General features: G+C 66.0%; 21 protein-coding genes and 1 tRNA gene. 15 read left to right on the forward strand and 7 right to left on the reverse strand.

The window, feature by feature from the left end; all coding sequences use genetic code 11:
* Positions 1–134 precede the first annotated feature (134 nt).
* Positions 135–1,232, forward strand: a complete 1,098-nt coding sequence (hrcA, locus tag A3OK_RS0113660) for a heat-inducible transcriptional repressor HrcA (protein WP_019905445.1) — start codon at positions 135–137, stop codon at positions 1,230–1,232.
* Positions 1,233–1,288: 56 nt separating this feature from the next.
* Here the strand turns inward: hrcA and A3OK_RS0113665 are convergent, their stop codons facing one another.
* Complete coding sequence (locus A3OK_RS0113665) at positions 1,289–2,305, reverse strand: helix-turn-helix domain-containing protein (protein WP_019905446.1); 1,017 nt, start codon at positions 2,303–2,305, stop codon at positions 1,289–1,291.
* Between the two features lie 207 nt (positions 2,306–2,512).
* Between A3OK_RS0113665 and A3OK_RS0113670 the strand changes: the two genes are divergently transcribed.
* Positions 2,513–2,803, forward strand: coding sequence for a hypothetical protein (locus A3OK_RS0113670; protein WP_019905447.1), 291 nt, complete (start codon positions 2,513–2,515; stop codon positions 2,801–2,803).
* Between the two features lie 230 nt (positions 2,804–3,033).
* On the opposite strand, the gene A3OK_RS24795 is transcribed toward A3OK_RS0113670, so the two are convergent.
* Entirely contained in the window at positions 3,034–3,450 is a 417-nt protein-coding gene (locus A3OK_RS24795; protein ID WP_019905448.1) for a DUF1236 domain-containing protein, read from the reverse strand.
* On the reverse strand, positions 3,417–3,881 hold the full coding sequence (locus tag A3OK_RS24800) for a hypothetical protein (protein ID WP_019905449.1): 465 nt from the start codon (positions 3,879–3,881) through the stop codon (positions 3,417–3,419). Before A3OK_RS24800 ends, A3OK_RS24795 begins: the two co-directional genes overlap by 34 nt.
* 438 nt (positions 3,882–4,319) lie before the next feature.
* Here A3OK_RS24800 and A3OK_RS0113680 point away from each other — a divergent pair, with 438 nt between their 5' ends.
* Positions 4,320–5,681, forward strand: a complete 1,362-nt coding sequence (locus tag A3OK_RS0113680; protein ID WP_019905450.1) for an MFS family transporter — start codon at positions 4,320–4,322, stop codon at positions 5,679–5,681.
* 98 nt (positions 5,682–5,779) lie between these two features.
* Here A3OK_RS0113680 and A3OK_RS0113685 read toward each other — a convergent pair whose 3' ends face one another.
* Positions 5,780–7,579, reverse strand: coding sequence for a chloride channel protein (locus A3OK_RS0113685; protein ID WP_245259437.1), 1,800 nt, complete (start codon positions 7,577–7,579; stop codon positions 5,780–5,782).
* Positions 7,580–7,838: 259 nt separating this feature from the next.
* Between A3OK_RS0113685 and A3OK_RS0113690 the strand changes: the two genes are divergently transcribed.
* The 6 genes from A3OK_RS0113690 (at position 7,839) to A3OK_RS0113715 (ending at position 12,912) form a co-directional block, all read left to right on the forward strand.
* Positions 7,839–7,915: transfer RNA gene (locus tag A3OK_RS0113690), tRNA-His, on the forward strand.
* A gap of 332 nt (positions 7,916–8,247) precedes the next feature.
* On the forward strand, positions 8,248–9,393 hold the full coding sequence (locus A3OK_RS0113695) for a transglycosylase SLT domain-containing protein (RefSeq protein WP_019905452.1): 1,146 nt from the start codon (positions 8,248–8,250) through the stop codon (positions 9,391–9,393).
* Between the two features lie 234 nt (positions 9,394–9,627).
* Complete coding sequence (locus tag A3OK_RS0113700; protein ID WP_081631251.1) at positions 9,628–10,227, forward strand: response regulator; 600 nt, start codon at positions 9,628–9,630, stop codon at positions 10,225–10,227.
* A 122-nt stretch (positions 10,228–10,349) separates the two neighbouring features.
* On the forward strand, positions 10,350–11,270 hold the full coding sequence (locus tag A3OK_RS0113705) for a transglutaminase family protein (RefSeq protein WP_036302835.1): 921 nt from the start codon (positions 10,350–10,352) through the stop codon (positions 11,268–11,270).
* A 71-nt stretch (positions 11,271–11,341) separates the two neighbouring features.
* Positions 11,342–12,148, forward strand: coding sequence for a transglutaminase family protein (locus A3OK_RS0113710; protein WP_026597257.1), 807 nt, complete (start codon positions 11,342–11,344; stop codon positions 12,146–12,148).
* Positions 12,149–12,258: 110 nt separating this feature from the next.
* Positions 12,259–12,912: a L,D-transpeptidase gene (locus A3OK_RS0113715; protein WP_026597258.1), complete on the forward strand. Its 654-nt coding sequence runs from the start codon at positions 12,259–12,261 to the stop codon at positions 12,910–12,912.
* Between the two features lie 95 nt (positions 12,913–13,007).
* Here A3OK_RS0113715 and A3OK_RS0113720 read toward each other — a convergent pair whose 3' ends face one another.
* The 3 genes from A3OK_RS0113720 to A3OK_RS0113730 form a co-directional block, all read right to left on the reverse strand.
* Positions 13,008–13,301, reverse strand: a complete 294-nt coding sequence (locus A3OK_RS0113720) for a hypothetical protein (protein WP_081631252.1) — start codon at positions 13,299–13,301, stop codon at positions 13,008–13,010.
* A 194-nt stretch (positions 13,302–13,495) separates the two neighbouring features.
* Positions 13,496–13,651, reverse strand: a complete 156-nt coding sequence (locus A3OK_RS24340) for a hypothetical protein (RefSeq protein ID WP_196805497.1) — start codon at positions 13,649–13,651, stop codon at positions 13,496–13,498.
* A gap of 436 nt (positions 13,652–14,087) precedes the next feature.
* Complete coding sequence (locus tag A3OK_RS0113730; protein ID WP_019905459.1) at positions 14,088–14,576, reverse strand: phasin; 489 nt, start codon at positions 14,574–14,576, stop codon at positions 14,088–14,090.
* A 301-nt stretch (positions 14,577–14,877) separates the two neighbouring features.
* Between A3OK_RS0113730 and A3OK_RS0113735 the strand changes: the two genes are divergently transcribed.
* The 6 genes from A3OK_RS0113735 (at position 14,878) to A3OK_RS0113760 (ending at position 23,915) form a co-directional block, all read left to right on the forward strand.
* Complete coding sequence (locus A3OK_RS0113735) at positions 14,878–17,712, forward strand: histidine kinase dimerization/phospho-acceptor domain-containing protein (RefSeq protein WP_196805438.1); 2,835 nt, start codon at positions 14,878–14,880, stop codon at positions 17,710–17,712.
* 156 nt (positions 17,713–17,868) lie between these two features.
* Positions 17,869–19,170, forward strand: a complete 1,302-nt coding sequence (locus A3OK_RS0113740; RefSeq protein WP_245259355.1) for an ABC transporter substrate-binding protein — start codon at positions 17,869–17,871, stop codon at positions 19,168–19,170.
* A gap of 98 nt (positions 19,171–19,268) precedes the next feature.
* Positions 19,269–19,559, forward strand: coding sequence for a hypothetical protein (locus A3OK_RS0113745; RefSeq protein WP_019905462.1), 291 nt, complete (start codon positions 19,269–19,271; stop codon positions 19,557–19,559).
* A gap of 169 nt (positions 19,560–19,728) precedes the next feature.
* Positions 19,729–21,678, forward strand: coding sequence for an acetate--CoA ligase (gene acs, locus A3OK_RS0113750; protein WP_019905463.1), 1,950 nt, complete (start codon positions 19,729–19,731; stop codon positions 21,676–21,678).
* A 237-nt stretch (positions 21,679–21,915) separates the two neighbouring features.
* Positions 21,916–22,224, forward strand: coding sequence for a DUF485 domain-containing protein (locus tag A3OK_RS0113755; RefSeq protein ID WP_019905464.1), 309 nt, complete (start codon positions 21,916–21,918; stop codon positions 22,222–22,224).
* A complete protein-coding gene (locus A3OK_RS0113760; protein WP_019905465.1) occupies positions 22,221–23,915 on the forward strand; it encodes a cation acetate symporter in 1,695 nt (564 codons plus the stop codon). Before A3OK_RS0113755 ends, A3OK_RS0113760 begins: the two co-directional genes overlap by 4 nt.
* Positions 23,916–24,188: the final 273 nt, after the last annotated feature.

Consider the following 24,188-nt stretch of genomic DNA (forward strand, 5'->3'; position numbering starts at 1 on the left):
GGCGAGATGGCTCGCCGAAAGGGTCGCGGCTTCGTCGAACACCCCGCCTCGGACGAGGACAACGTCGATGCCGCGGCGGTAAAGGTTGTGCGCAGACGCGGAGCCGGACACAATCGCGCTTCAGGAAGAACCCATTGACCGAACGCGCGCGCCCCTTCTCGTCACAGCAGCAACTTCAGGCCCTCGCGGCCCTGAACGATCGCACCCGCGAGATCTTCCGGCAGATCGTCGAGAGCTACCTCACGACCGGCGAGCCGGTGGGCTCGCGCAATCTCGCCCGCATCCTGCCGATGGCGCTGTCGCCCGCCTCGATCCGCAACGTCATGGCGGACCTGGAGCATTCCGGGCTGATCTACGCCCCCCATACCTCCGCCGGCCGCCTGCCCACCGAGATGGGCCTTCGCTTCTTCGTCGACGCGATGTTGGAGATCGGCGATGTCGGCCGCGAGGAGCAGGAGCGGATCGAGGCGCAAATGCGCGCCGCCGCCTCGGGCCATACTTTCGAGAGTGCCCTCGCCGAAGCCTCGACCTTGCTGTCGGGTATCTCGCGCGGGGCCGGTGTGGTGCTCACCACCAAGACCAACGTGCATCTGAAGCACATCGAGTTCGTTCGTCTCGACCCCGCCCGCGCCCTCGTCGTGCTGGTCTCCGATGACGGCTCGGTGGAGAACCGCATCCTCGATCTTCCACCAGGCCTTCCGGCCAGCGCCCTTCAGGAAGCCTCGAATTACCTCAATGCCCGCCTCCAGGGGCGCACCCTCGGGAACCTGCGGGCGGAGATCGAGGCGGGCCGCGAGGCGATGAAGCGCGAGCTCGACGCCATCACCGAGCGTCTGGTCGATGCGGGCCTCGCCACCACGGTCGGGCCGTCGGATGCGCGCCAGCTCATCGTGCGCGGTCAGGCCAACCTGCTCGACGACCTGCGTGCGGTGGAAGATCTCGAACGGATCCGCCTGCTCTTCAACGACCTCGAGACGCAGAAGGACGTGATCGAACTCCTTTCCCGCGCCGAGGGCGGCGAGGGCGTGCGCATCTTCATCGGCTCGGAGAACAAGCTGTTCTCGCTCTCCGGTTCCTCGATGATCGCGGCACCGTTCCGCGACGGCTCCCAGAAGATCGTCGGCGTCGTCGGCGTCATCGGGCCGACGCGGCTCAATTACGCGCGGATCGTGCCGATGGTGGATTACACGGCGCGGGTGGTCTCGCGGATGCTGGATCGCGGCGGGCGCTGAGAAGCGTCGCTGCAGCACTTGCTTGAGCGAGGTGGTGCCGATCGCCTCGCCTCGGCCTAGAGATCGTTGAACCAGTCATCGATGACGGCGCCGGCTTCGGGGAGCGAGGTCGAAGCGCCGTTGCGCACCCGTCCGCGAAGGTCGGTGGGTGAGTAACCGAAGGCCTGCTGGAAGGCCCTGCGGAAGCTGCGCTCCTGTTTGAAACCGAAACACGCCGCGATCTCGGTCATCGGGATATCGGTCTTCCGTCGCGCGGCGATCTCGCGATGCGCACGCGCCAGGCGCAGCCGTCGGATAACGGCAGCGACATCGCCCGTCGCGCTCATCACCCGGTAGAGCCGCGAGCGGGACAGGCCGAAATGCCGACAGATCAGGGCGGCGTCCAAGTCGGGATCGGCGAGGTGATCCTCGATATAGCGCCGGATCTCCTTGGCGATCTCGGCATCGAGATCGACCCCGATGGCGAGGTTCGGAGCGGTCTTGCTGAAGCAGGCCGCGAGGAGTTGAAGGCTGCTCCGTCCGGCCAGCGCGGCTTTGGCGGATGTGAGCAGTTCCGGCAGGTCGAGAAGGGTGCGGATATGCGCGCTGACGATCAGCGCCTCCGGAGTTTCCGGTTTGAAGACGAGCCCGTCGATCGGATCGACCGGGCCCATCGCGGCTTCGAGAAGCCTGCGCGGCACGACGAGAGCGGTAAAGGTGATGTCTTCCAGCCGGTAAGCGGCCGCGCTGGAGATCGTCGTGATCGAGAGGGCGCCGACCTCGAAGACCATCTGCCGCCGGCCGCAGACACCGTGACCTCGGCCGGCTTCGAAAGCGTTGAAGAAGACATGGTCGAGCCCGGCACGCGCGGCGCTCTCATTGCTACGAACCAAGTCGAAATCCGTCGCCCTGATGCGTCCGACCATCACCGGCCCAAGACGACGCCAAGATGATTCACACGTGAATCGCTCCGCTTCCGCGGGCGTGACGCGTATCTCACCCGACGTCACCATCAGTTCCTGCCAGGCAGCGACCCGATAGGCGGCATCGCCGTCGGATAACCGGATGGAATGCCTGACCGTGGCCGACGTCATGGGCGCGTTATCTCGTTCAAACGACTTTCGGACAATTTGTCCCAATTTATCGAGATAACAAGTCGTTTTGTCCGGTCGACCACAGGAGGCATTGACGATTCGTCGGATAGAACCTCATCAGTCAAGTCAGTGAAGCGCCTTACAATGCAAGGCTTGAGGCCAAAACATTAGCTCCTCGGTAAGTATTTTGCTTAGAAAGCTCGGATTGTGGAAAACTACATCGTCAGATTTTTTAAGCCGATCGCTTTGGCTGTCATATGCGCCGTCTCTGTCTACTATCTTACAAAGAGTTTCAGCGCAGCCCTGGTCATCAGCTTGATTCCATTGCTGCTCGGATGGCTCAGCATCATGCAGGGATTTGCTTACGGATTAGCGGCCGTAACATTTCTGATGTCTGCGGCATGGGCGGTGACACCGCATAAGATCAAGATCTTCGTTCAAGATCAGGCCATACGGGCTGCGGAAACAGTGAGCCAGGAGATGAAATCCGGTAAATAGACAGCCATGCTGTTTACGTTCGTGGCCGTTCGATTGCGCACCAAACAACCGACGTCGATGCTCCGATTTCGACAAGAAATCGGGCCGAAGATGAACTTCGGCCCGATTCTGCAAAAATGGTCTTTGAGATGACTTTGCGTCGAGAGATTTACTTCACCGCGATCTCTCGGCACCCGAAGAAGCACTGTCATCGGTGAGGCATTGAGCCATTGCCTCACCGACGTGCTGGATCAGCCGCGGATGACGTCGACGATCTCGTAAGTATCCGGATCGACGATGACGATGTCGTCGTCGACGAGGACATAGCGATAATCCTCGTATTCCGGCGCGATCCGAACGATGTCCGGCGGCAGGTCGTACAGCGTGTAGCTGCGGGCGATGGCGGTGCCCACACTGAGAGCGAAGACACCGGCGGCGAGACGCGGGATGCCGCGACGGAACACGCTCTGGCGGAATTCCGTACGCTGGGGAGCACCGAGCCGTCCGTAAGCACCACGCACCGCGCCGCGGTCACCGCGTCCGCCTCGTTCGCCACGCCCGACCTTGTCTCCCCGATCTCCCTTGTCACGCTCCATGCGGTCGCCCCGATCGGCCTTGCCATCGGAACCGCGCTTCATATCGCGGTCGCCCTTGCCGTCACGGTCCATGCGGTCACCGCGATCGGACTTATCGCCGCGATCAGCCTTCCCGTCCCGATCGGACTTATCACCGCGATCCGCCTTTCCGTCCCGATCGGCCTTGCCACCCGCATCGGGGCGATCGCCACGATCCATGCGGCCACCCCGCTCACCGCCGGAATCATCGCCGCCGCGTCCCATGCCAGCGGCCCCGCCGCGCTCTCCCGCCGGTCCGCCTCGCTCGGCCCCGGCACCACCACGCTCGGCCCCGGCACCACCACGTTCCATTCCGCCGCCGGCACCACCACGTTCCATTCCGCCGCCGGCTCCGCCGCGTTCAGCGCCGCCAGCGCCGCCAGCGCCGCCGCGCATGCCGCCACCGCCGCCGGGTCCACCCCCGGCTCCGGCCGCACCGCCCGCTGCGCCGCCACCCGCACCGCCGCCACCGCCGGGTCCGCCACCGGCGCCCGGTCCGCCTTGGGCGAAGGCCGTTGCCGCGCCGACGACCAGGACGGCAGCCGTCACCGTACTCCGCAAGAGCTTGCTCATGTCGCTCAGTCCATTTTCATGTTGAACACTGACGCCACGAGGCGCCGACGCGAAGCCCAAACGGAAACACCGGCAAAACCGTTCCTCAAATTCCGATGATGTCGTTCGTCAACACGACATCTGCTGAGACCCATCATGCTCAAGCTTGAAGAAGATGGATTTTCACTGGGGCTCACCGTCCCGGCATCTTCCAACCACAGAGGCCGCCCGTTTCCAGCGAGGCGAGCGGCTGACATTTTCGGCGCTCTGTAGGAAAGCCGCATCCAACCCCTTGTGAATTTCGGATCGCTGCTTAACGTCGCCGACCAAGAGGCCCGACAGGGTCCCGGTGAGAATGGTTGGGAGTCCTTATGTCCGACGCTATCGCGATCGATCCCCCAAGGCCTGACGATGCGGAGGATCGCCGCCGGCGCATCTTCGCCATCGTCGGCTCGTCGTCGGGCAATCTCGTCGAGTGGTTCGACTTCTATTGCTACGCCTTCTTCGCGCTCTACTTCGCGCCGGTCTTCTTTCCCGAGGGCGACGACACCAGCCAGCTCCTGAAATCCGCGGCGGTGTTCGCGGTCGGGTTCTTCATGCGTCCCATCGGCGGCTGGCTGTTCGGCCGCATCGCCGACCGGCTCGGGCGCAAGACCTCGATGATGATCTCCGTGCTGATGATGTGCGGCGGATCGCTGATGATCGCATTGCTGCCGACCTATGCCAGCGTCGGGCACTGGGCCCCCGCCCTGCTTCTGCTCGCCCGCATGATCCAGGGATTGTCGGTGGGCGGCGAGTACGGCACCAGCGCCACCTACATGAGCGAGATCGCCCTCAAGGGTCAGCGCGGCTTCTTCGCCTCGTTCCAGTACGTCACGCTCATCGGCGGCCAGCTCCTCGCCTCGCTGGTCCTGATCATCCTGCAGAGCTTCCTCACCGCGCAGCAGCTCACCGCCTGGGGCTGGCGCATCCCGTTCGTCATCGGGGCTCTGGCGGCCGTGGTCGCTCTGTTCCTGCGCTCGTCGCTCGCCGAGACGGCGACCAAGGAGGACATGGCGAACAAGGAATCCGGCACCTTTTCCGCCCTGTTCAAGCATTGGCGCGCGTTCTGCGTGGTGCTGGCCTATACCGCGGGCGGCTCCCTGAGCTTCTACACCTTCACCACCTACATGCCGAAATATCTCTTCAACACGGCGCATATCGACAAGATCACCGCCTCGCAGATCTCCACGGCGGCGCTCCTCGTCTACATGATCATCCAGCCTTTCTTCGGCTGGCTCTCGGACAGGATCGGCCGCAAGACCAACATGCTGCTCTATAGCGGCCTCGGCACGTTGATGGTGGTGCCGCTGATGACCGCCATCGGCTCGACCACGAACCCGTATGTCTCGTTCGGCCTGATCATGATCGGCCTGACGGTGATCAGCTTCTACACCGGCATCAGCGGCATCGTGAAAGCCGAGCTGTTCCCCACCCAGGTCCGCGCGCTCGGGGTCGGGCTCTCCTACGCGGTGGCGAACTCGCTGTTCGGCGGGACGGCCGAGGCGGTGGCCCTGTACCTGAAGCAGATCGGCTCGGAGAGCAGCTTCTTCTGGTACGTCACCGTCATGCTCGGCATCGCCTTCATCGGCTCGCTGATCATGCCGAACCCGAAGCGGCACGGCTATCTCGACGGCGACGGCACGGTCGAGGAGGCGCTGATGCGCAAGTCGCGCCGGGTGGTGCCGGCCTGAAGTCGGATCGGAGAGGCGTCCACCGCCTCTCCCCGGACGCCGAAACCGGCCTCGAAGGAGCCATCCTTCGAGGCCTTCGTTTTGTGAGGGCGGTGCGCTCAGGCGGCTTCGCCCATGATCGACCGCCGCTGCCGGTCGAGTTCCTCGCTGTAGCGCTTGAGGGTGTGGCTCTCGGTGAGCAGCCCGACCACCCGGCGCGAGACCGGATGATCCACGACGGCCAACGCTTCGCTCTCGGCACCGTCGAAGGCGGAGGCTGCCTGCTTGGCGTTCATCTCCGTGGTGAGAAAGACATCGGCGTAGCGCATCGCCTCCGCCAGCGCGGCCTCGCCATTGGCCGTTGCCAGGGCATGAGCCTCGGGCACCAGCACGATCCCGGCATAGCGGCCCTCCCCGTCGACCAGCACCACGCGCGAGGGTGAACCGAGCGGATGCGCGGCGAGAAAATCGCAGAGCGGCATGTCGACCCGCATGGTCTCGACCTCGCGGCGCATCAGCGCCCCGACGCTGAGGGACCGGATCCAGCCGATATCGTGCGCGCTACGAATGCTCTCGCCGCGCAGATGAAAGCGCCAAGTGGCGAAGGAATAGCCGAACGTCTTCCGCACGGTGATCGACGAGGCGATCACCGCCACGAGGACGAGGCCGGTGATGGGAAAGCTGCCGGTGAGTTCGAGAGCGAGGAAGGTCATCGTCAGCGGGCCGCCGATCACCGCCACCGCGAGCGCGCTCATGCCGATCACGGCATAGGCGAGCGGCGTCAGGCCGAAGACGGTCAGGCCTTGCAGACCCGAAAGTCCGTGGAGCCCGGAAAGGCCGGGGATCGCTTCCGCCATCAGCGCGGCGAAGAGCTTCCCCGCCAGTGCGCCGAGGAACAGGGAGGCGAAGAACAACCCACCGCGAAAGCCCGATCCGATGGAGATCGCCGAAGCCGAGGCCTTGGCCAGGAAGAGCAGCGCCAGGGCTCCGATCCCCATGGCGGGCATCTCCGCATCGAGATGGAGGTGGAGGGCGCCGTGTCCGCCGGAGAGAATCTGCGGCGAGACTTCCAGCGCCAGGGCGCCGACGCAGAGGCCACCGAAGGCCGGAGCGAGAAAGGACGGCAGATGGCTCGCCCGCACCCCCTGCTCCACCAGCGTGACGCCGCGCATGATCAGGATGCCGAGCCCGGCGCAGGCGAGGCCGAGGGCGAGGCTCGGCAATGTGTCGATGCCCGTGATCGGCCCGGTCGTCAGGGCGTCGAGCCCGTTGGCGGTGACGAGGGGATTTTGCGTCACCAGCGCCTTGGCGACGAGGCTCCCGCATAGGGCGGCCACCACCACCGGCGTCAGGGTCGCGATGGAATAGGTGCCGATGATCAGCTCGAAGGCGTAGAATGCCCCGGTGAGCGGCGCACCGAAGGCGGCGGCGATGGCGGCCGCCGATCCGCAGCCCACCAGGGTACGCAGATCCGACCGGCGCAGTTCGAAAGCGAGGCCGAGCCGTGAGGCGATGCCGGCGCAGATCTGGGTATAGCCGGCCTCGAGACCGACCGAGGCGCCGCTTCCGTTGGAGATCACATTCTGGGCCGAGACGGCGAACGACCCCCTCACCGAGAGCCGTCCGCCATGCAGGGCGTTGGCCTCGATCGGGTCGACGATGGGCCGCTGCGGCCTGCCGCGCCAGCGGGCGAGTCCGAAGGCGATCAGGCCGAGGACGAGCCCACCCACGGCCGGGCCGAACAGGATGAGGAGCGGCGCCACATCCGTCGATGCGCTGAGGCGAGCCCCGTGCGGCAGGTGGTAGAGGATTTCGCGCAGAGCCTGCGTCGTGAGGCTCATGACGGAGACCGCGATTCCGGCAACGGCGCCGACACAGGCAGCCAGCATCACGAGGCCGAGCTCGCTGCCGCGCACCATGGCCCGCAGGCGACCGGGCACATGAACCAGCACCTGGCCGGCTGGGGACTCGCGCCGCTGCGCGCTCAATGGCTTCATCGACCGGAGGATAAACTGGGACAGGAAAACAGGCGGCACTCTAGGGTCGAGAGGCGACGGCCGTCGACCGGATTTCGGCACCCGGTCGCATCGCCTCGCGGGTGAGTTTTCCCCATTCTGCATTCCTGAGGCCGCTGACGCTTGAAATGCCCGCGGCCTCAGGATACATCGCAGCCCGAGTGCCGCTGTAGCTCAGTTGGTTAGAGCGCTTGATTGTGGATCAAGAGGTCCCCCGTTCGAGCCGGGGCAGTGGTACCATTCAGTCCTCAAGCGTCCGTCGCGACGCTTCATGGCAACCGGTTTTCGACCAACCGGACACGCTCCATCGATCCGACACTCTCGAGCGTCGAGGTCGTGCGGGCTAAGGTGATCTCCTGACGATCCTGTAACTGGCGCGACATGAGCGTCGCCGATGTGGCGGAGGCAACTCCTCCGGCCGGTCAAAACCGACGTTTTGCCGCACCGAAACGGCCAAGCTGCCTCAAAGCAGCCATCGGCGTCACGGGATGATCACAAGCCTAGCCGTTTTGTCGCCACATCTGTCCTCGCAAATGCCGATGTGCGCCACCACACGGAGACGAGTCGATCACATGCGGGTTCAGAAGGTCGGATCATCACGGATTGCCCCTCCCTCGCGCCGCTTCGGCGCCGGCGGTGATGCGGCGAAATCCTCCGATGCCCTGACTCTGACGAATCGGGTCGGGCGCGACCATGGCAGCCGCCCTGCCCTCACCCGCTCGGTCTTCGCGATGATGCTGGTCGCGGGCGGCCTGAGCGCCGTCGTCCTCAACGGCAGCGGCACCGGCAGCTTCGGCTCCGTAGTGCAATCGGCTCAGGCGATGACCGAGTTGTCGATGCCCAAGCCCAGGATTCACTCGGCGGTACCGGCGGTCCTCGACGCGGCGCCGACCGTCCTCACGGCCTCCTCGGCCTTCGCCCCGATCCACGACCTCGACACCGAAATCGGCTCGAATGCCGTCGATCGGGTGTCCTACGATTACCTGCTGACCGAGAGCGCCGTCGGCGATCCGAACGACATCCTCGAATTCGGGCCGATGAAGATCCGTCGCCACCTGGTTCAGAAGATCGTCCGCGCCGCTCAGGCGGTGCAGACCGACCCGGTCCTGCTGATGGCGGTGGCCGACAAGGAATCGAGCTTCATCACCGAGGTGCAGGCCAAGACCTCTTCGGCGACCGGGCTGTTCCAGTTCATCGAGCGGACCTGGCTCGGCGTCGTGCGCGATTTCGGCCCGAAATACGGCCTGACACAGGAAGCCGCCCTCGTTGTCTCCGGCGACAACGGCAAGCCGTCGATCACGGACGCCGCCGAGCGGACCCGCATCCTCGAATTGCGTCGCGACCCCTATCTCGCCGCCCTGATGGCGGGCGAGATGCTCAAGCGCGATGCGGCCCGCATCGCACTCCGCATCGGCCGCGAACTCACCCTCGGCGAAGTCTACCTCGCTCACTTCCTCGGCCCGGACGATGCCGAGGAGTTCCTCGCCAGCGTGGTCGACAAGCCGAAATCCGCCGCGGCCCAGATGCTGCCGGGTCCGGCGCGCGCCAACCGCACCATCTTCTTCGCGGCACAGCGCGGTCGTCGCAAGGCGGCGAGCCTGTCGGTGGCCCAGGTCCACGAGAAGTTCGAGACCATGATGAGCACCCGCGGCGCCCGCTACCGCGACGTCCGCTCGCTCTCGGGCGTCATGGCCTATGCCGACGCGTCTGCGGAATAAGCGCGCGACGCCAATCCTTTCCGCGCTGCGTGAAGCCCGAGGCCGGGTCGATCGCCCCCTTCACCCCGCACGTATTGACCGCCGAGAGCAACTGACGCCGAAGTCCCGACGTTGAACTTGCAGCCGCACATCGTGGTGCGGTCGCGAACTATTGAAAGTCGGAGGGATGACGTGCTCGATCCAAAAGGCCCGTCGAACCATCGTTCGCCCATTGCCTTGAAGAAGGCGGGGTCGATGGATGCGCGGGCAATCGATGCATCCGGCAGGCATGCCGGCCACGATACGCTCGCCCCCGGTCTCGCCCTGGACCAGATCGGCGAAGCGCTCGCCTCCTTCTACGACGACCTGATCGCCGAGGGCATTCCGGAGAACCTCGCCGCCCTCGTCCGCCAGGTCCACACGCCGGAGCCCGTGAGCGAGCCCGATCCCGTCGTACCGATGCCCGTCCGAAAATCCGGCCGTCTCGCCCTCGTGGTCGAGGACGAAGCGACGACGCAGCGACTGGCGGTCTCGCTGCTGGATGAGACCGAGCTCGAGGCCATCGGCTGCGATTCGGCGGAAGAGGCCCTCGCGGTGATGCGGGACCGGGGCGGCGACGTCGCCCTCGTCTTCGCCGATATCCAGCTTTCCGGGGTCATGGACGGCCTGCAGTTGGCGCGCGCCGTCGCCATGCTGTGGCCGACGGCGCACATGATCGTCACCTCCGGCCGTCGCTCACCGCGACCGGACCTCCTGCCGGAGCGGGTCGTCTTCATCCCCAAGCCCTGGAGCCCCAAGGACGTGCTGGTGGAAGCCGAGCGCGCCACCCACGAACCCCCGCCCGCCGTCCCCTGAACATCGGTTCCGCTTAGGGCGGAGCGGACGCGAAATCACGGGGCGTGAGGGGCTTGGGCGCACCTCTTGCATTGCATCGATCCGAGAGAGTGGTACCGACCGGTGCCGCGGAGCCCGTGAACGTGCCGATTCTGTCCGTCCGTCACATTACCACGTACCGCTATCGCCAGCCCGTGGGTTTGGGCGAGCACCGGATCATGTTCCGTCCCCGCGACAGCTACGACCAGCGCCTGCTCGCAGCGACCCTCAAGATAACACCGGAACCCTCGTCCCTGCGCTGGCTGCACGACGTGTTCGGCAATTGCGTCGCCGTGGCCACGTTCCAAGGTCGCGCCTCCTCGCTGACCTTCGAATGCTCGATCACCCTCGACCACACGCCTGAACTCGCGCCGGAATTCCCGATCGCACCGCACGCCGCCTTCTATCCCTTCGGCTACGGCGCCGACGACATGCCCGACCTCAGCCGCTCCATCGAGCGAGAGCATCGCGACCCGAAGAACGAGGTCGATACCTGGGCGCGCAGCTTCATTCCGCCGGCCGGCCGCATCAGCACGCAGGAGCTGCTGGCGGACATGACCCGGCATGTCCGGCGTAACTTCGCCTACCTCGCCCGCTCCGAGAAGGGCGTGCAGGATCCCGTCACCACCCTGCGCCTCAAGCGCGGAAGCTGTCGTGATTTCGCGGTGCTGATGATCGAGGCGGTCCGCGCCCTCGGCATGGCCGCCCGTTTCGTCTCCGGCTACCTCTACAACCCGCGCGGCGACCGCGACCGCCATGTCGGCGGCGGCTCGACCCATGCCTGGGTTCAGGTCTACCTGCCCGGCGCGGGATGGATCGAATTCGATCCCACCAACGGCATCGTCGGCAACCGCGACCTCATCCGCGTCGCCGTCGCGCGCGACCCGCGCCAGGCGGTGCCGCTGCATGGCTCCTTCTTCGGATTTCCGGCGGACGATCTCGGCATGTCCGTCAGCGTCGAGGTCGACGAAGTCGAACTGAGTTCTCTCGAGCACCGCACACCGGATCCAATGCTCGTGCGTTGACGACGAACAGGCCCGTGCCGCCTGACGCAGCAGGGTCCAGACCACACCTTCTTGAATATGGGGCGATGACGATGAAGATCAGAACTGGGTTCGACATTGCCTTCGAATCGGTTCAGCCGACGCCCATGATCCTCGAACTGAGCGTGCACCCCTCTCGCATGCCGGACGTGATGACGCCGCATGTCATCACCTTCAATCCGCCGATCCCGTTCCAGGAGTACCGGGACGTCTACGACAACATCTGCACCCGCATCGTCACGCCCTTGGGCCGGCTCGACATCTCGGCGGATTTCACGGTCTACGATACGGGCTTGCCCGACGAATACGCTCCCTACGCGCAACAGGTCGACGTGCAGAACCTGCCGAGCGACGTGCTCGTCTACCTCCTCGGCAGCCGATATTGCGACACCGACAAGCTCTCCGAGACGGCGTGGTCACTGTTCGGCGGGACGATGCCGGGATGGTCGCGGGTCCAGGCGATCTGCGACTACGTCCATGACCGCATCCGCTTCGACTACATGTTGGCCGACGCGACACGGACGGCATGGGACGGCTTCATGCAGCGCCAGGGCGTCTGCCGCGACTTCGCGCATCTTGCCGTCGCCTTCTGCCGCTGCATGAACATCCCGGCGCGTTACTGCACCGGCTATCTCGGCGATATCGGCATCCCGCCCGTGCCGGACCCGATGGATTTCTCGGCCTGGTTCGAGGTCTATCTCGATGGCCGCTGGTACACGTTCGACGCCCGCCACAACACGCCGCGCATCGGCCGTATCGTCATGGCCCGTGGTCGCGATGCCACCGATGTCGCGATCACCACCAATTTCGGCTACTCGCATCTCGCCCGTTTCGACGTCCATACCGACGAGGTTTACTGATTTCATAGGCCCACGTTAACGAGGCGTGAAATCTGCAAAAGGGGGTGGAACCACCGGGCTACGCCTACGCTTGTATAGCAAAGGTTACCGCACAGGTAAGGCATCCGACCATGAAGACGTTGGCGACCGCATTTGCAGGCATGATGGGTGCCTGCCTCCTCGTTTCCACCCCCGTCCTCGCCGCCTCCTCCTACGATCCGTTCGGAACGGGCGGCGACGATTACTACCCCGAGACCGAGTACAGCCAGCCGTCGTACAATCCTTACGGCTATCAGGGCACGGTCGGTCAGGGTGCACAGGCCGCTCCCCAGGCTCAGGTCGCACCGATCCCGCGCGAGATCGTGAGCTTCCGCAGCGAGTACAAGCCGGGGACCGTCGTGGTCTCGACGGCCGAGCGTCGTCTCTACTTCGTGATGCCGAACGGCGAGGCCATCCGCTACGGCGTCGGCGTCGGCCGTCCCGGCTTCACATGGTCGGGCACCAAGACCGTCACCGCCAAGCGCGAATGGCCGTCATGGACGCCGCCGGCCGCGATGATCGCCCGCCGTCCCGACCTGCCGCGCTACATGGCAGGCGGTGTCGAGAACCCACTCGGCGCCCGCGCCATGTATATCGGCAATACCGAGTACCGGATTCACGGCTCCAACGAGCCCGACACGATCGGCCAGGCCGTCTCCTCCGGTTGCATCCGGATGACCAATGACGACGTCACGGATCTCTACGAGCGCGTGAAGGTCGGCGCCAAGGTCGTCGTCCTGAACTGAGCCCTACATCGATCGATAACCGACGACGCCGCGCCATCTCACGATGGTGCGGCGTCGTCGTTCGGCGTCGATGAGATATAGCGTCCGACGTCCGTTTACGGGACGACGCGGCCCACTGCCGTCTGTGCCGGGCTGAACGGCGCGAGCGGCAGGTCGCAGAAGCAGCGGGCGCCCAGAGGGCGGGGCCCGGGCAGCGGACAGGAATAGGGCTGAGGCCCGCTGAAGCCGGATTGCACCGCATCGCAATTCAGGCCGACGGCCCGGCGGGGCGGCGGCGGGCCACGATCGTCGTAATAGCCGCGACGGGGCGGCGGCCGATCGTAGCCGTCATCGTCATATTGCGCGCTGGCGGCGCCTGCGGAAAGGACGCCGGCCAGTGCGAGGGCCATCAGGCCGAGACGCTGGGCGGAGCGCGTGAAACCAGGTCGCATGAAGGATCGCCCTCTTCGACGAGCCCGAAATCCGGGCGGGGCGCCAGGGTTATGAGACCGGCCCTCGCGGTGCAAGCGTGTCGTCGCACGTCCGCCGCCGCCGGCAAGGCGCGGGGGTAAGAAGACACGACCTCGTGTCCGGCCGTCGGCCGCTACAGGACCGTCAGCGACGCAACCGGCAGCCACGCTTGCCGCTCCTCGCCATCGACATCGCCATCCACGAACCAGCGGCACAGGGCTCTGTCGCCCTCGATCCCGATCACACTCATGGTCGCCTCGTTGTCGTCCGACGCAACGTAGTCACCCACTTTGATATCCACGGATCGTCTCGTCCCTCGCTGTCCTCGTTTCCTCGAACCACAGATGCCGGGTCTTTGCCAATCCTACCCCGGACAGCCGATGTCGGGGGCTACCGTGATGCAGCTCTGAGATCGTTCGTCGGGAACGGGCCGTCGATGCCCAACGCCTCAGGCCGCCCTCACCGACACGCCTACGAAGTCATCGTCATCGACAGAAGTAGTGGCATCCCAAGCGACTGGCTGGGCGTCGGGATAGGCCAGCCAGCTTCGTCAGCGCCGCTTCAGTGGCGCGTTCGCGGGCGGACGAGTCGACACGGCATCGCGGACCCTCCCGCTCTCGAACGCGGTGCAACAAAAAACCCGCCCCGCCTTGACGGCGGGACGGGCTCTTTCAGCGGACGGACAGGGAGCCCGCCGGGACAAGATCAGAACCGAGTCGCAAGACTCAGTTGTTTGCGTTGCGGATGGCCTGCTCGGCATCGGCGCCGGCCTTGCGAGCCGCTTCCGTACCCTGCTCCATCGCCTTGCGGGTGTTCTCGGCGCCCTCCTGCATGGCGGCCTTGGCCTTCTCGGCGCCTTGCTGCATCGCACTCTGTGCGAGGCCGCCGAACTCCTTGGCCTGGGCCTGGATCGCGGCGAACTGGCTGCGAACGAACTCGGCCTGATGCTGCATGGCTTCCTGCAGGTCGCGCGAGCGAACCAGCTTCTGGGCCAGATCGAAAGCGGCGTTCACGTTCTGCTCGGCGAACTCGAAGCCGCGGGCGGAGACGTCATGCGCGCTGGTGCGGGCCGTCTCGGCCGAGCCCTGGACGGTGTCGGCGGTTTTGCGAGCGGCGCCGATGAACGAATCGAAGGCCTTGCGCGCCTGGTCGACGCTCTTCTCGGCGAAATCACGCATCTCGGCAGGCACTTCATAGTTCGGGGTATTGCTCATATCCGTCTCCTCTGAACTTGCTTGTTGATCGTTTGTTGTGCGCTGCACAATAACACACCGCCCGCCCTATGCCACCCTCGGGCGTGGCATTAAGGATGACAAAAGGTAAACGCGCACCGGAGACGCTTGGTGTCCACATCGGCGGTGCGTTGCGGTTAAAAAAGGGCGCGAATCACCGGCGTGTCACGCGAAACGAGTGCGAATGTTCGAAAAAGGGACTGAAAAGCCGACCTCTGACTCTGAACCGGACCTCGGCAAGCTTGTCCTGGACTGGAGCCGTGATTCGCGGTTCGGCCCCCGCTTGAGCGCGGCAGACGCCACTTGGCTTGTTCTGGATGGAACAGGCGAGCGGATTCTGCTGGCATCGGCCGCGGCGGAGCGGCTTCAGCGGGCGATCGCCACCGATGATTCGGGTCGGATTGCCGAGGTGATTCGTCTGGCCGAGCAGATTCGCCCGCGCGGCCTGTCGCTCGATAAGCCGACCTTGGTGAAGCTGCGTTTCGAATCACGCCGTCTCGGGCCGGCCACGACATGCCTGGTTCTGCGGACCAAGGACGGGTCGGGGCGCAATCTGCTCATCCTCGCGCCCCTCGACCGCGTGCCGGGTCTCCGCGCACTGGCTCCCAAAGCCGTCGCCGAGCCGGACATGCCGCAGACGGAGGCCACGGCGCCGATCGAGACTCCCCTCCTCGAGAACCTGCCGTCTCCGACCGGCCGCGTCGTCTGGAAAAGCGACGCCGACGACAGGCTGACCGACATTTCAGGCGCCGCCGCCGCTTCCATCAGGCCGGCCTTGATCGGCAAGACATGGGCCGCCCTGTCCCAGACCCGCGCGCTGCTCGACGCCGAAGGGCTCCTGCTCGCCCTCGCCCAGCGCCGCACCTTCCGCGCGATCTCCGTCACCCTGCGGACCGATGGTGCCCCGGGCGCGCTGGACCTCGACATCTCGGGCACGCCGATCCAGCGTCCGGGCGCCGATTTCAGCGGCTTCAACGGTTTTGCCCTGGTGCGCCTATCGCTCGCGCCACCGGCACAGGAGCCGGAGACGCAGCAAGAACGAGAGGCCCCCGAGGACTCCGCCAGCAACAGCCCAACCAATCCGCCTCAGGTTGAGCGGGAGCGCGATGCGCACGGCATTGCCGAGGCGGATGCGGGCAAGGCGCCGGACTCCTCGCGCGCGCCGGCCTCCGAAGCCTCTGAATTTCCCAGGACGGAAGCGACGCCGGAGGCGGTTTTCCTGCCGGTGGCCGAAAACTGGAATGAGTTCGTCACCCCTCATGCGGATGCGGCCCCGTCGAAGGACAATGTGCCAGCCCGAGAGCCCATCGTCGCAGCGTCCGAAAAGCCCCTGGACGAGAACGGCTTCGCAACAGAGTCCTCCCCGGTTCTTTCTCAGGATGTGGCGCCCTCGCAGGACGGCGGCTGGACGGCGTTCCAGGACCCTCACCTGTCCAGCCACGAGCATGCTGCGTTCCGCGAGATCGCCCGCGCCCTCGGTGCACGCTTTGCCGGCGATGCCGAAACCGACGAGCCGTCCGCAGCGGTGAAGTCGGGCGACGAGCGCGTGGCGAGCGGATCGGTGACTCCGTTCCCGACCATGATGGCGCGCTCTGCCGAGCCGGCATCCGACGACCCCACGATGGCCGTGGCGGCGACGCTGGAGCGGCTGCCCGATGGCGTGATGGTCTATCGCGGGTCCAGCGTCCTGTTCGCCAACCGCCGATTGCTCACGATGGCGGGGTTTGCCGAGCTTGCCGACCTCGCGGCGTCCGGCGGCATCGGCAGGCTGTTCGGGGGGCTCGTCCCGCACGAGCGCACCGTGAGCGGTGCGCCTGCCATCCTCACGACGGCGGCAGGCAGTCGCCTGAGCGTCGACATGCAGGCCTCCGAGCTTGATTGGGGCGGCACGCCTGCCCAACTCCTCCTCATCCGCGACGCGGCCGCGAGCGAACCCGCCCGCGAACGGGTCGCGCTACAGATCGCCGATGCCTTCGCCGGAGCCCGTGCCGCCGACGCGCAGGCGGTGCTCGACAGCCTCGACGATGCCATCATCACGCTCGACCGGAATGCGAGGATCATCGGGCTCAACCGCAGCGCGGCGACCACCTTCGGTCTCGATCCGCGCGAGATCGTCGGCGCCGGCATCCTCAGCCTGTTCGCGCCGGAGAGCGCCGTCGACGTGCTCGCCAGCATTCACGGCGTCGCCGGCCCGGACCGGGACGTTGGCGCGCACACCACTCCCGATGTCATCGGCTGCACGGCCGCCGGCATGCTGCCGATGGTGATCAGGGTCGCCCCGCTCGCAGGGCGCGACGATGGCCGAATGGCCATGACGGTCCGGGATGTCCGCGTCGCGAGAAGCGTCGCCGCCGAGGCCTCGAGCGCTCGGCGCGCGGCGGAATATGCGAGCGCGCGCAAATCCGACTTCCTCGCCCGGATCAGCCACGAAATCCGCACGCCGATGAACGGCATCCTCGGCTTCGCCGACATGATGCTCGCCGAGCCGTTCGGACCGATCGGCAACGAGCGTTACCGCGACTATCTCGGCGACATCCACGCCTCGGGCAAGCACGTGCTCAGTCTCGTCAACGATCTCCTCGACCTCGCCAAGATCGAGGCGGGACGCCTCGACCTGACTTTCGCGGAAGTGCCTCTGAACGACGTGGTCACGCATTGCGTCGCGATGTTGCAGCCCCAGGCGTTGCGCGACCGGATCGTCGTGCGCACGAGCTTCTCCAACGACCTTCCGATCCTCGTCGCTGACGAGCGCTCGGTGCGGCAGGCTGCGCTCAACATCATCGCCAACGCAATCGCCTTCACCGAGGCCGGCGGACAGGTCATCGTCTCCACCACCTTGGCCGACCGGGGCGAGATCGCCCTCAGGGTGCGCGACACCGGGATCGGAATGACGCCGGACGAGGTCGAGACCGCCCTCGAACCGTTCCGGCAGATCGCCGTATCGGGGCCGGCCAAGGGAAGGCCGGACGGGCGAAGCGCGGGGACAGGCCTCGGCCTGCCTCTGACGAAGGCCTTGGTCGAGGCCAATCACGGGCGCTTCCGGATCGAGAGCCGGAAGGACGAAGGCACCCTGGTCGAGATGCTGTTCCCGCCGCAGGCAGTGACGAAAACCGCGTGATTTAAGAGACGAGCCCGGCTCGTCTCACGGCCTTGCATCTGGCATCATCCGGCGGGCATGCGCAGTGCATCGTGCGGCGCATCGCGCGATCGATGGGGGCCGACCATGCGGCCATCGAGGAGCGGCCACGATGCAGCACCCATGACGAGGCACCGATTGCGGCCGTTGGCCGTTGCGGCCCTGCTCTCCACGCTCTGCCTGCCGGCCGCGGCGGCCGAGCCCGTCCGCGTGACCCTCCTCACCAATCGCACCGGCCCCAACTCCGCCATCGGCGCTCGAGTCGCCAACGGCATGCACGATTATCTGGAGTTGCTGAACCAGCGCGACGGCGGGATCGGCTCTGTGCCGATCCTGGTCGAGGAATGCGAGGTGGCCTCGGACGTCGAACGCGCCCGCAACTGCTATGCCGCGGCCCGGGAGGCCGGGTCGGTCCTGATCACCACGCCCGACAGGGGCGTCACCTTGGCGTTGCTGCAGCCGTCCTCGCGCGACCGGATCCCGATCCTGTCCCTCGCCGACGGTTTCCCTGCCGGCACGCGCGGCGACCTCCTCCCATGGGTGTTCAACCCCTCCGCCACCGTGCTCGGCGGCATGACGATCGCCATCCGATATCTCGCGAACAGGCTCGGAGGTCTGTCCGAGTTGCAAGGCCTCTCCATCGGCCTCGTCTACAGCGACGCGCGCGCCGACCCTTCCGCCCTCGCCGTCCTGCGGGAGCTGGCCACGCGCTACGGCTTCTCGACGCCTCTCTTCGCGGATGACGAGACCGAAGCCGGCAAGGCCGCCTTGTGGACGCGCATCGCCGCCTCGCCCCCCGACCACATCCTGCTGCTCGGACAAGGGACGCAGAGCGGCGCCTCCGTCGAGGAGGCCCTCAAGGTCGGCTTCCCGCCGGATCGGATGATCGCCCTGCGCTGGCCCGACCAGGATGGCATCCGCCGCACGGGGTCGGCGAGTCGAGGCTTCAAGGAGGTCAGCCGCCACGCTTTCGGCGATGCCTTTCCGGCTTTCGACGCCATCGACCTCTTCGTCACCGATCGCGGGCTGTCCTCGACGCCGAAGGACGGCTCGGGCGAAACCCACTACAACCGTGGCGTCTACAACGCCGTGCTGGCCGCCGAAGCGATCGCCGAGGCTCAGAGAGCGCGGCGCGGCGCGCCGGTGCGCGGCGAGGACGTTCGCCGCAGCTTCGAGAGCCTGTCCGTGGACGAAAGCCGCTGGAAGGTGTTCGGGCTGGCGGGCTTCGCCCATTCCGTCACCCTCACCTGCCGCGACCATGGCGGCCGCCCGGCCGGCTTCATACAGGTCTGGGACGGCGCCAAATGGCTTCGGGCAGCGGGGGCCGTGCCGCAGATGAACGATCTGGTGGAAGCCCGCCTCGATGCGGTGGTGGCCGATTTCCGCACCGCAAACCCGGACTGGCCGGCCAGGACCGAACCCTGCGCGCCGCCACCTTGAATTCTGTGGCGATTCCGGGAAGCGAGGAGCACAGGCAACCGGGAACGCCCGCACCCGTTCTTCTGTCCATACTTGCGAAGAACTTCAGGAGAACGTCCATGCGTGCGTCCATCCTCGCCCTCGTATCGGCCCTTGCCGTGACCGGGCTTTCGGCGACGGGCCTGTCCCTCAGCGGCACCGCCGCCTACGCCCAGGGCGCCGGCACGTCGCAGCCCTCCGGCGGCAACGTCGAATCCGCCGGCCAATTTCGAAACATCGCCCCCACCGGCGTCACCAAGCCCCCGGGTGCGGCGGCCGCGGCCGACACGCCGCTGAAGCCGGCCGAGCGCCGCAAGCAGCGTAAGACCGAAGGTTCCGGGATCAAGGGGATCTGCATCGGCTGCAACTGATCCTTGCGCCGGCGATGCCGAGGAGTATTCCCCCAAAAGGGGGGTACAGGCGCCGGTGCATCCGTCCCCTTCGCGCTTGCGATCCGTCTGTCCCTGCGCCTAAGAACAGATTGGAAGTCCCGGCTGCGCGGTTCTCGCGATACGATCGGTCACCAACAGGGAAAACGTCATGAGCGAGAAGGTGGTCGACGTTCGCGCGGCCTGGATCGACGGTGCGCATGTAGACGACGCCGGATATCAGGCGATGTACAAGTCCTCGGTGGACGACCCTGCTGCCTTCTGGGGTGAGCACGGCAAGCGGATCGACTGGTCGACACCCTACTCGACCGTGAAGAACACCAGCTTCGCTCCCGGCAAAGTCTCGATCAAATGGTTCGAGGACGGCAAGACCAACGTCGCTTACAACTGCATCGACCGTCATCTCGCGACGCGCGGCGACCAGGTGGCGATCATCTGGGAAGGCGACGACCCCAACGAATCCAAGCACATCACCTATCGCCAGCTTCATTCGGAAGTCGGCCGCATGGCCAACGTGCTGCGCAATCGCGGCGTCGGCAAGGGTGATCGCGTCACGCTCTACCTGCCGATGATCCCGGAAGCCGCCTATGCCATGCTGGCCTGCGCCCGGCTCGGCGCGGTCCATTCCATCGTCTTCGGCGGCTTCTCCCCGGACTCCCTGGCCGGCCGCATCGAGGGCTGCGCCTCCAAGCTCGTCATCACCGCCGACGAAGGCCTGCGCGGCGGCCGCAAGGTCGCGCTGAAGGCGAATGTGGATGCCGCGATCGCGCGGCTCGGCAAGGACGCCGTGGATCACGTCGTCGTGGTGCGCCGCACCGGCACGAGCGTGCCGATGGAGCCCGGCCGCGACGTCTATTATGACGAGGCCGCCGCCCAGGTCACCGACGACTGCCCGGCCTTGGCCGTGGAGGCGGAGCACCCGCTCTTCATCCTCTACACGTCCGGCTCGACCGGCCAGCCGAAGGGCGTGGTCCACACCACCGGCGGTTATCTCGTCTACGCGTCGATGACCCACCAATACGTCTTCGATTACCGCGAAGGCGAGGTCTACTGGTGCACGGCCGATGTCGGCTGGGTCACCGGGCACAGCTACATCGTCTACGGCCCCCTCGCCAACGGCGCGACGACCCTGATGTTCGAGGGCATCCCGACCTATCCGTCCACCTCGCGGTTCTGGGACGTGGTGGACAAGCACAAGGTCAACATCTTCTACACCGCGCCCACCGCGATCCGCTCGCTCATGGGCGGCGGCGAAGGCCCGGTGAAGAAGACCTCGCGCGCCTCGCTCCGCATCCTCGGCTCCGTCGGCGAACCGATCAACCCGGAAGCGTGGGACTGGTACTACCGCGTGGTCGGCGACAGCCGCTGCCCCATCGTCGATACCTGGTGGCAGACCGAGACCGGCGGCATCCTCATCACCCCGCTGCCCGGCGCCACCAAGCTGAAGCCCGGCTCGGCCACGCGGCCGTTCTTCGGGGTGCAGCCGCTGATCGTCGATGCCGAGGGCAAGGAGCTCGACGGTCCGTGCGAGGGTAACCTCTGCATCAAGGATTCCTGGCCGGGCCAGATGCGCACGGTCTACGGCGACCACGAGCGGTTCGAACAGACCTACTTCTCCACCTACCCGAACCTCTACTTCACCGGCGACGGCTGCCGCCGGGATGAGGACGGCTATTACTGGATCACCGGCCGCGTCGACGACGTCATCAACGTCTCGGGCCACCGCATGGGCACCGCTGAGGTCGAATCCTCCCTGGTCGCCCATCCGAAGGTCTCGGAAGCGGCCGTCGTCGGCTACCCCCATTCCATGAAGGGACAGGGCATCTATGCCTACGTCACCCTGATGGAGGGCGAGGACGGCTCGGACGAACTGCGGAAGGAACTGGTGGCCTGGGTCCGCAAGGATATCGGCCCCATCGCCTCGCCGGACCTGATCCAGTTCGCGCCCGGCCTGCCCAAGACCCGCTCGGGCAAGATCATGCGACGCATCCTGCGCAAGATCGCGGAGGACGAGTTCTCCTCGCTCGGCGACACCTCGACCCTGGCCGAGCCGGCCGTGGTCGAGGATCTGATCGAGAACCGTCAGAACCGCGCATCCTGAACGCAGCGTTTTCCGCAACGAACCGGCGCGCCTCGCATGGGGTGCGCCGGACGATCGCTTATTCCAACTTCGAATGATCGCCTCGGCCGTTTCGTGTGTCCCGATGCCTGCGTCAAAGGGACTTGGGACACGGGACCGTTTTGAGCCGCATCGATCGCATTCGCCCCCATCATCACACGACAACTCAAGCCGAAAGCTCCGCTCAGAAGAGCAACGGCATTTAGGGAAGGTAACGCCATGTCTGATATCGAGACTGCGCGGATCGCGCAGAACCCGCATTTCAAGGAGCTCGTCCACGAGCGCACGCGGTTCGGCTGGACGCTGACGATCCTGATGCTGCTCGTCTATTTCGGCTTCATCGGTCTCATCGCCTTCGACAAGTCGCTGCTGGCGGTGAAGATCGGCGGCGGCACCGCCTCCCTCGGCCTGGTCCTCGGCGTCGCCGTGATCGTCTTCGCCTTCATTCTCACCGGCATCTACGTCCAGCGCGCCAACGGCCGCTTCGACGATCTGACCGCCGCGCTCAAGCGAGACCTCGGCCGATGATCCGCTCAGCGCATCCCATCGCTCTCGGCACCACCCTCGCCGTGATCCTCGCCGGTGCGGCCTATGCCGCCGGCCCGGATATCGGTGCCGTCACGAAGGCACCGACGAACTGGCCGGCCATCGGCATGTTCGCGTTCTTCGTGCTCTTCACCCTCGGCATTACCTACAAAGCCGCCAAGGGCACAAAGTCGGCCTCCGACTTCTACGCCGCGGGCGGCGGCATCTCGGCCGGCACCAACTCGCTGGCGATCGCCGGCGACTACATGTCGGCGGCCTCGTTCCTCGGCATCTCGGGCCTCGTCTACACGTCGGGCTTCGACGGCCTGATCTACTCCACCGGCTTCCTCGTCGGCTGGCCCATCGTGCTGTTCCTCATTGCCGAACGCTTGCGCAACCTCGGCAAGTTCACCTTCGCCGACGTGGCCTCGTTCCGCCTCGACCAGACCTCGATCCGCATCATCTCGGCGGTGGGCACCCTCGTCGTCGTGGCCTTCTACCTAATCGCCCAGATGGTCGGCGCGGGGAAGCTGATCCAGCTCCTGTTCGGCCTCGAATACCTCTATGCCGTGGTGATCGTCGGCGTGCTGATGATCGTCTACGTGGCGTTCGGCGGCATGAAGGCCACCACCTGGGTCCAGGTGATCAAGGCCTGCCTGCTTCTCGGCGGCGCCACCTTCATGGCCGGCGCGGTGCTGTACAAGTACGGCTTCAATCCCGAGGCGCTGTTCTCGGCGGCCGTCGCGACCCACCCGAAGGGCGATTCCATCATGGCGCCGGGCGGCCTCGTCTCGAACCCGATCGAGGCGATCTCGCTCGGCGTCGGCCTGATGTTCGGCACCGCCGGTCTGCCGCACATCCTGATGCGCTTCTTCACCGTTTCCGATGCCCAGGCAGCCCGCAAGTCGGTGTTCTACGCCACCGGCCTGATCGGCTACTTCTACATCCTCACTTTCATCATCGGCTTCGGCGGCATCGCCCTGCTGATGTCCGACCCGGCCTATTTCAAGCTCGACGCGGCGGGCGCCTTCGACAAGCTCAAGGGCATGGTCGGCGGCACCAACATGGTCGCGGTGAACCTCGCCAACGCCGTCGGCGGTCCCTACTTCCTCGGCTTCATCTCGGCGGTGGCCTTCGCGACCATCCTCGCGGTAGTGGCCGGCCTGACGCTCGCCGGCGCCTCGGCCGTCAGCCACGATCTCTATGCCAGCGTCATCGCCCGCGGGCGCACCAACGAAGCCTCGGAGGTCCGGCTCTCCAAGATCTCGGCGGTCGTCATCGGCATCGTGGCGATCTATCTCGGCTACGTCTTCGAGAACCAGAACGTCGCCTTCATGGTCGGCCTCGCGTTCTCGGTGGCGGCGAGCTGCAACTTCCCCATCCTCACCATGTCGATCCTGTGGCGGGGCACGACCACCTGGGGCGCACTCATCGGCGGCTTCGTCGGTCTCACCGCGGCCGTCGGGATGGTGATCCTGTCGAAGGCGGTGTGGGTGACGACCTTCGGCAATCCGGTGGCGATCTTCCCCTACGACAACCCGGCCCTGTTCTCGATGCCGCTCGCCTTCCTCACGATCTACGTCGTGTCGAAACTCGACAACACCGCCAGGGCCAAGCGTGAGCGGGCGCTGTTCGATGCGCAGTTCGTGCGGTCGGAGACCGGCATCGGCGCGTCGGGCGCCAACGCCCACTGAACCCTCCGAGCCCCCCCATCGAGTCCCTGAAAGGGCGCGGCGCGAGCCGCGCCCTTTCCCGTTCTCAGTACTCATCCGCGGGACAAGTTCGCTTAGAGACTAGAAAGAGACATCTGCACACAAAAACGTGAGCACCGTGCACTCGCGCAGCGTTTTCACTCTTGGGCGAAATCAAGGCGTGAGGTAGCGTCGACCGCTCTCATTCATGTGAGCGTGAAGACCAATGCGCGCCGGGACTTAGCCAACTGCGAACGCCACCGCAGCGGCCGTGTC

The sequence above is a fragment of the Methylobacterium sp. 77 genome (assembly GCF_000372825.1).
Lineage (GTDB): Bacteria > Pseudomonadota > Alphaproteobacteria > Rhizobiales > Beijerinckiaceae > Methylobacterium.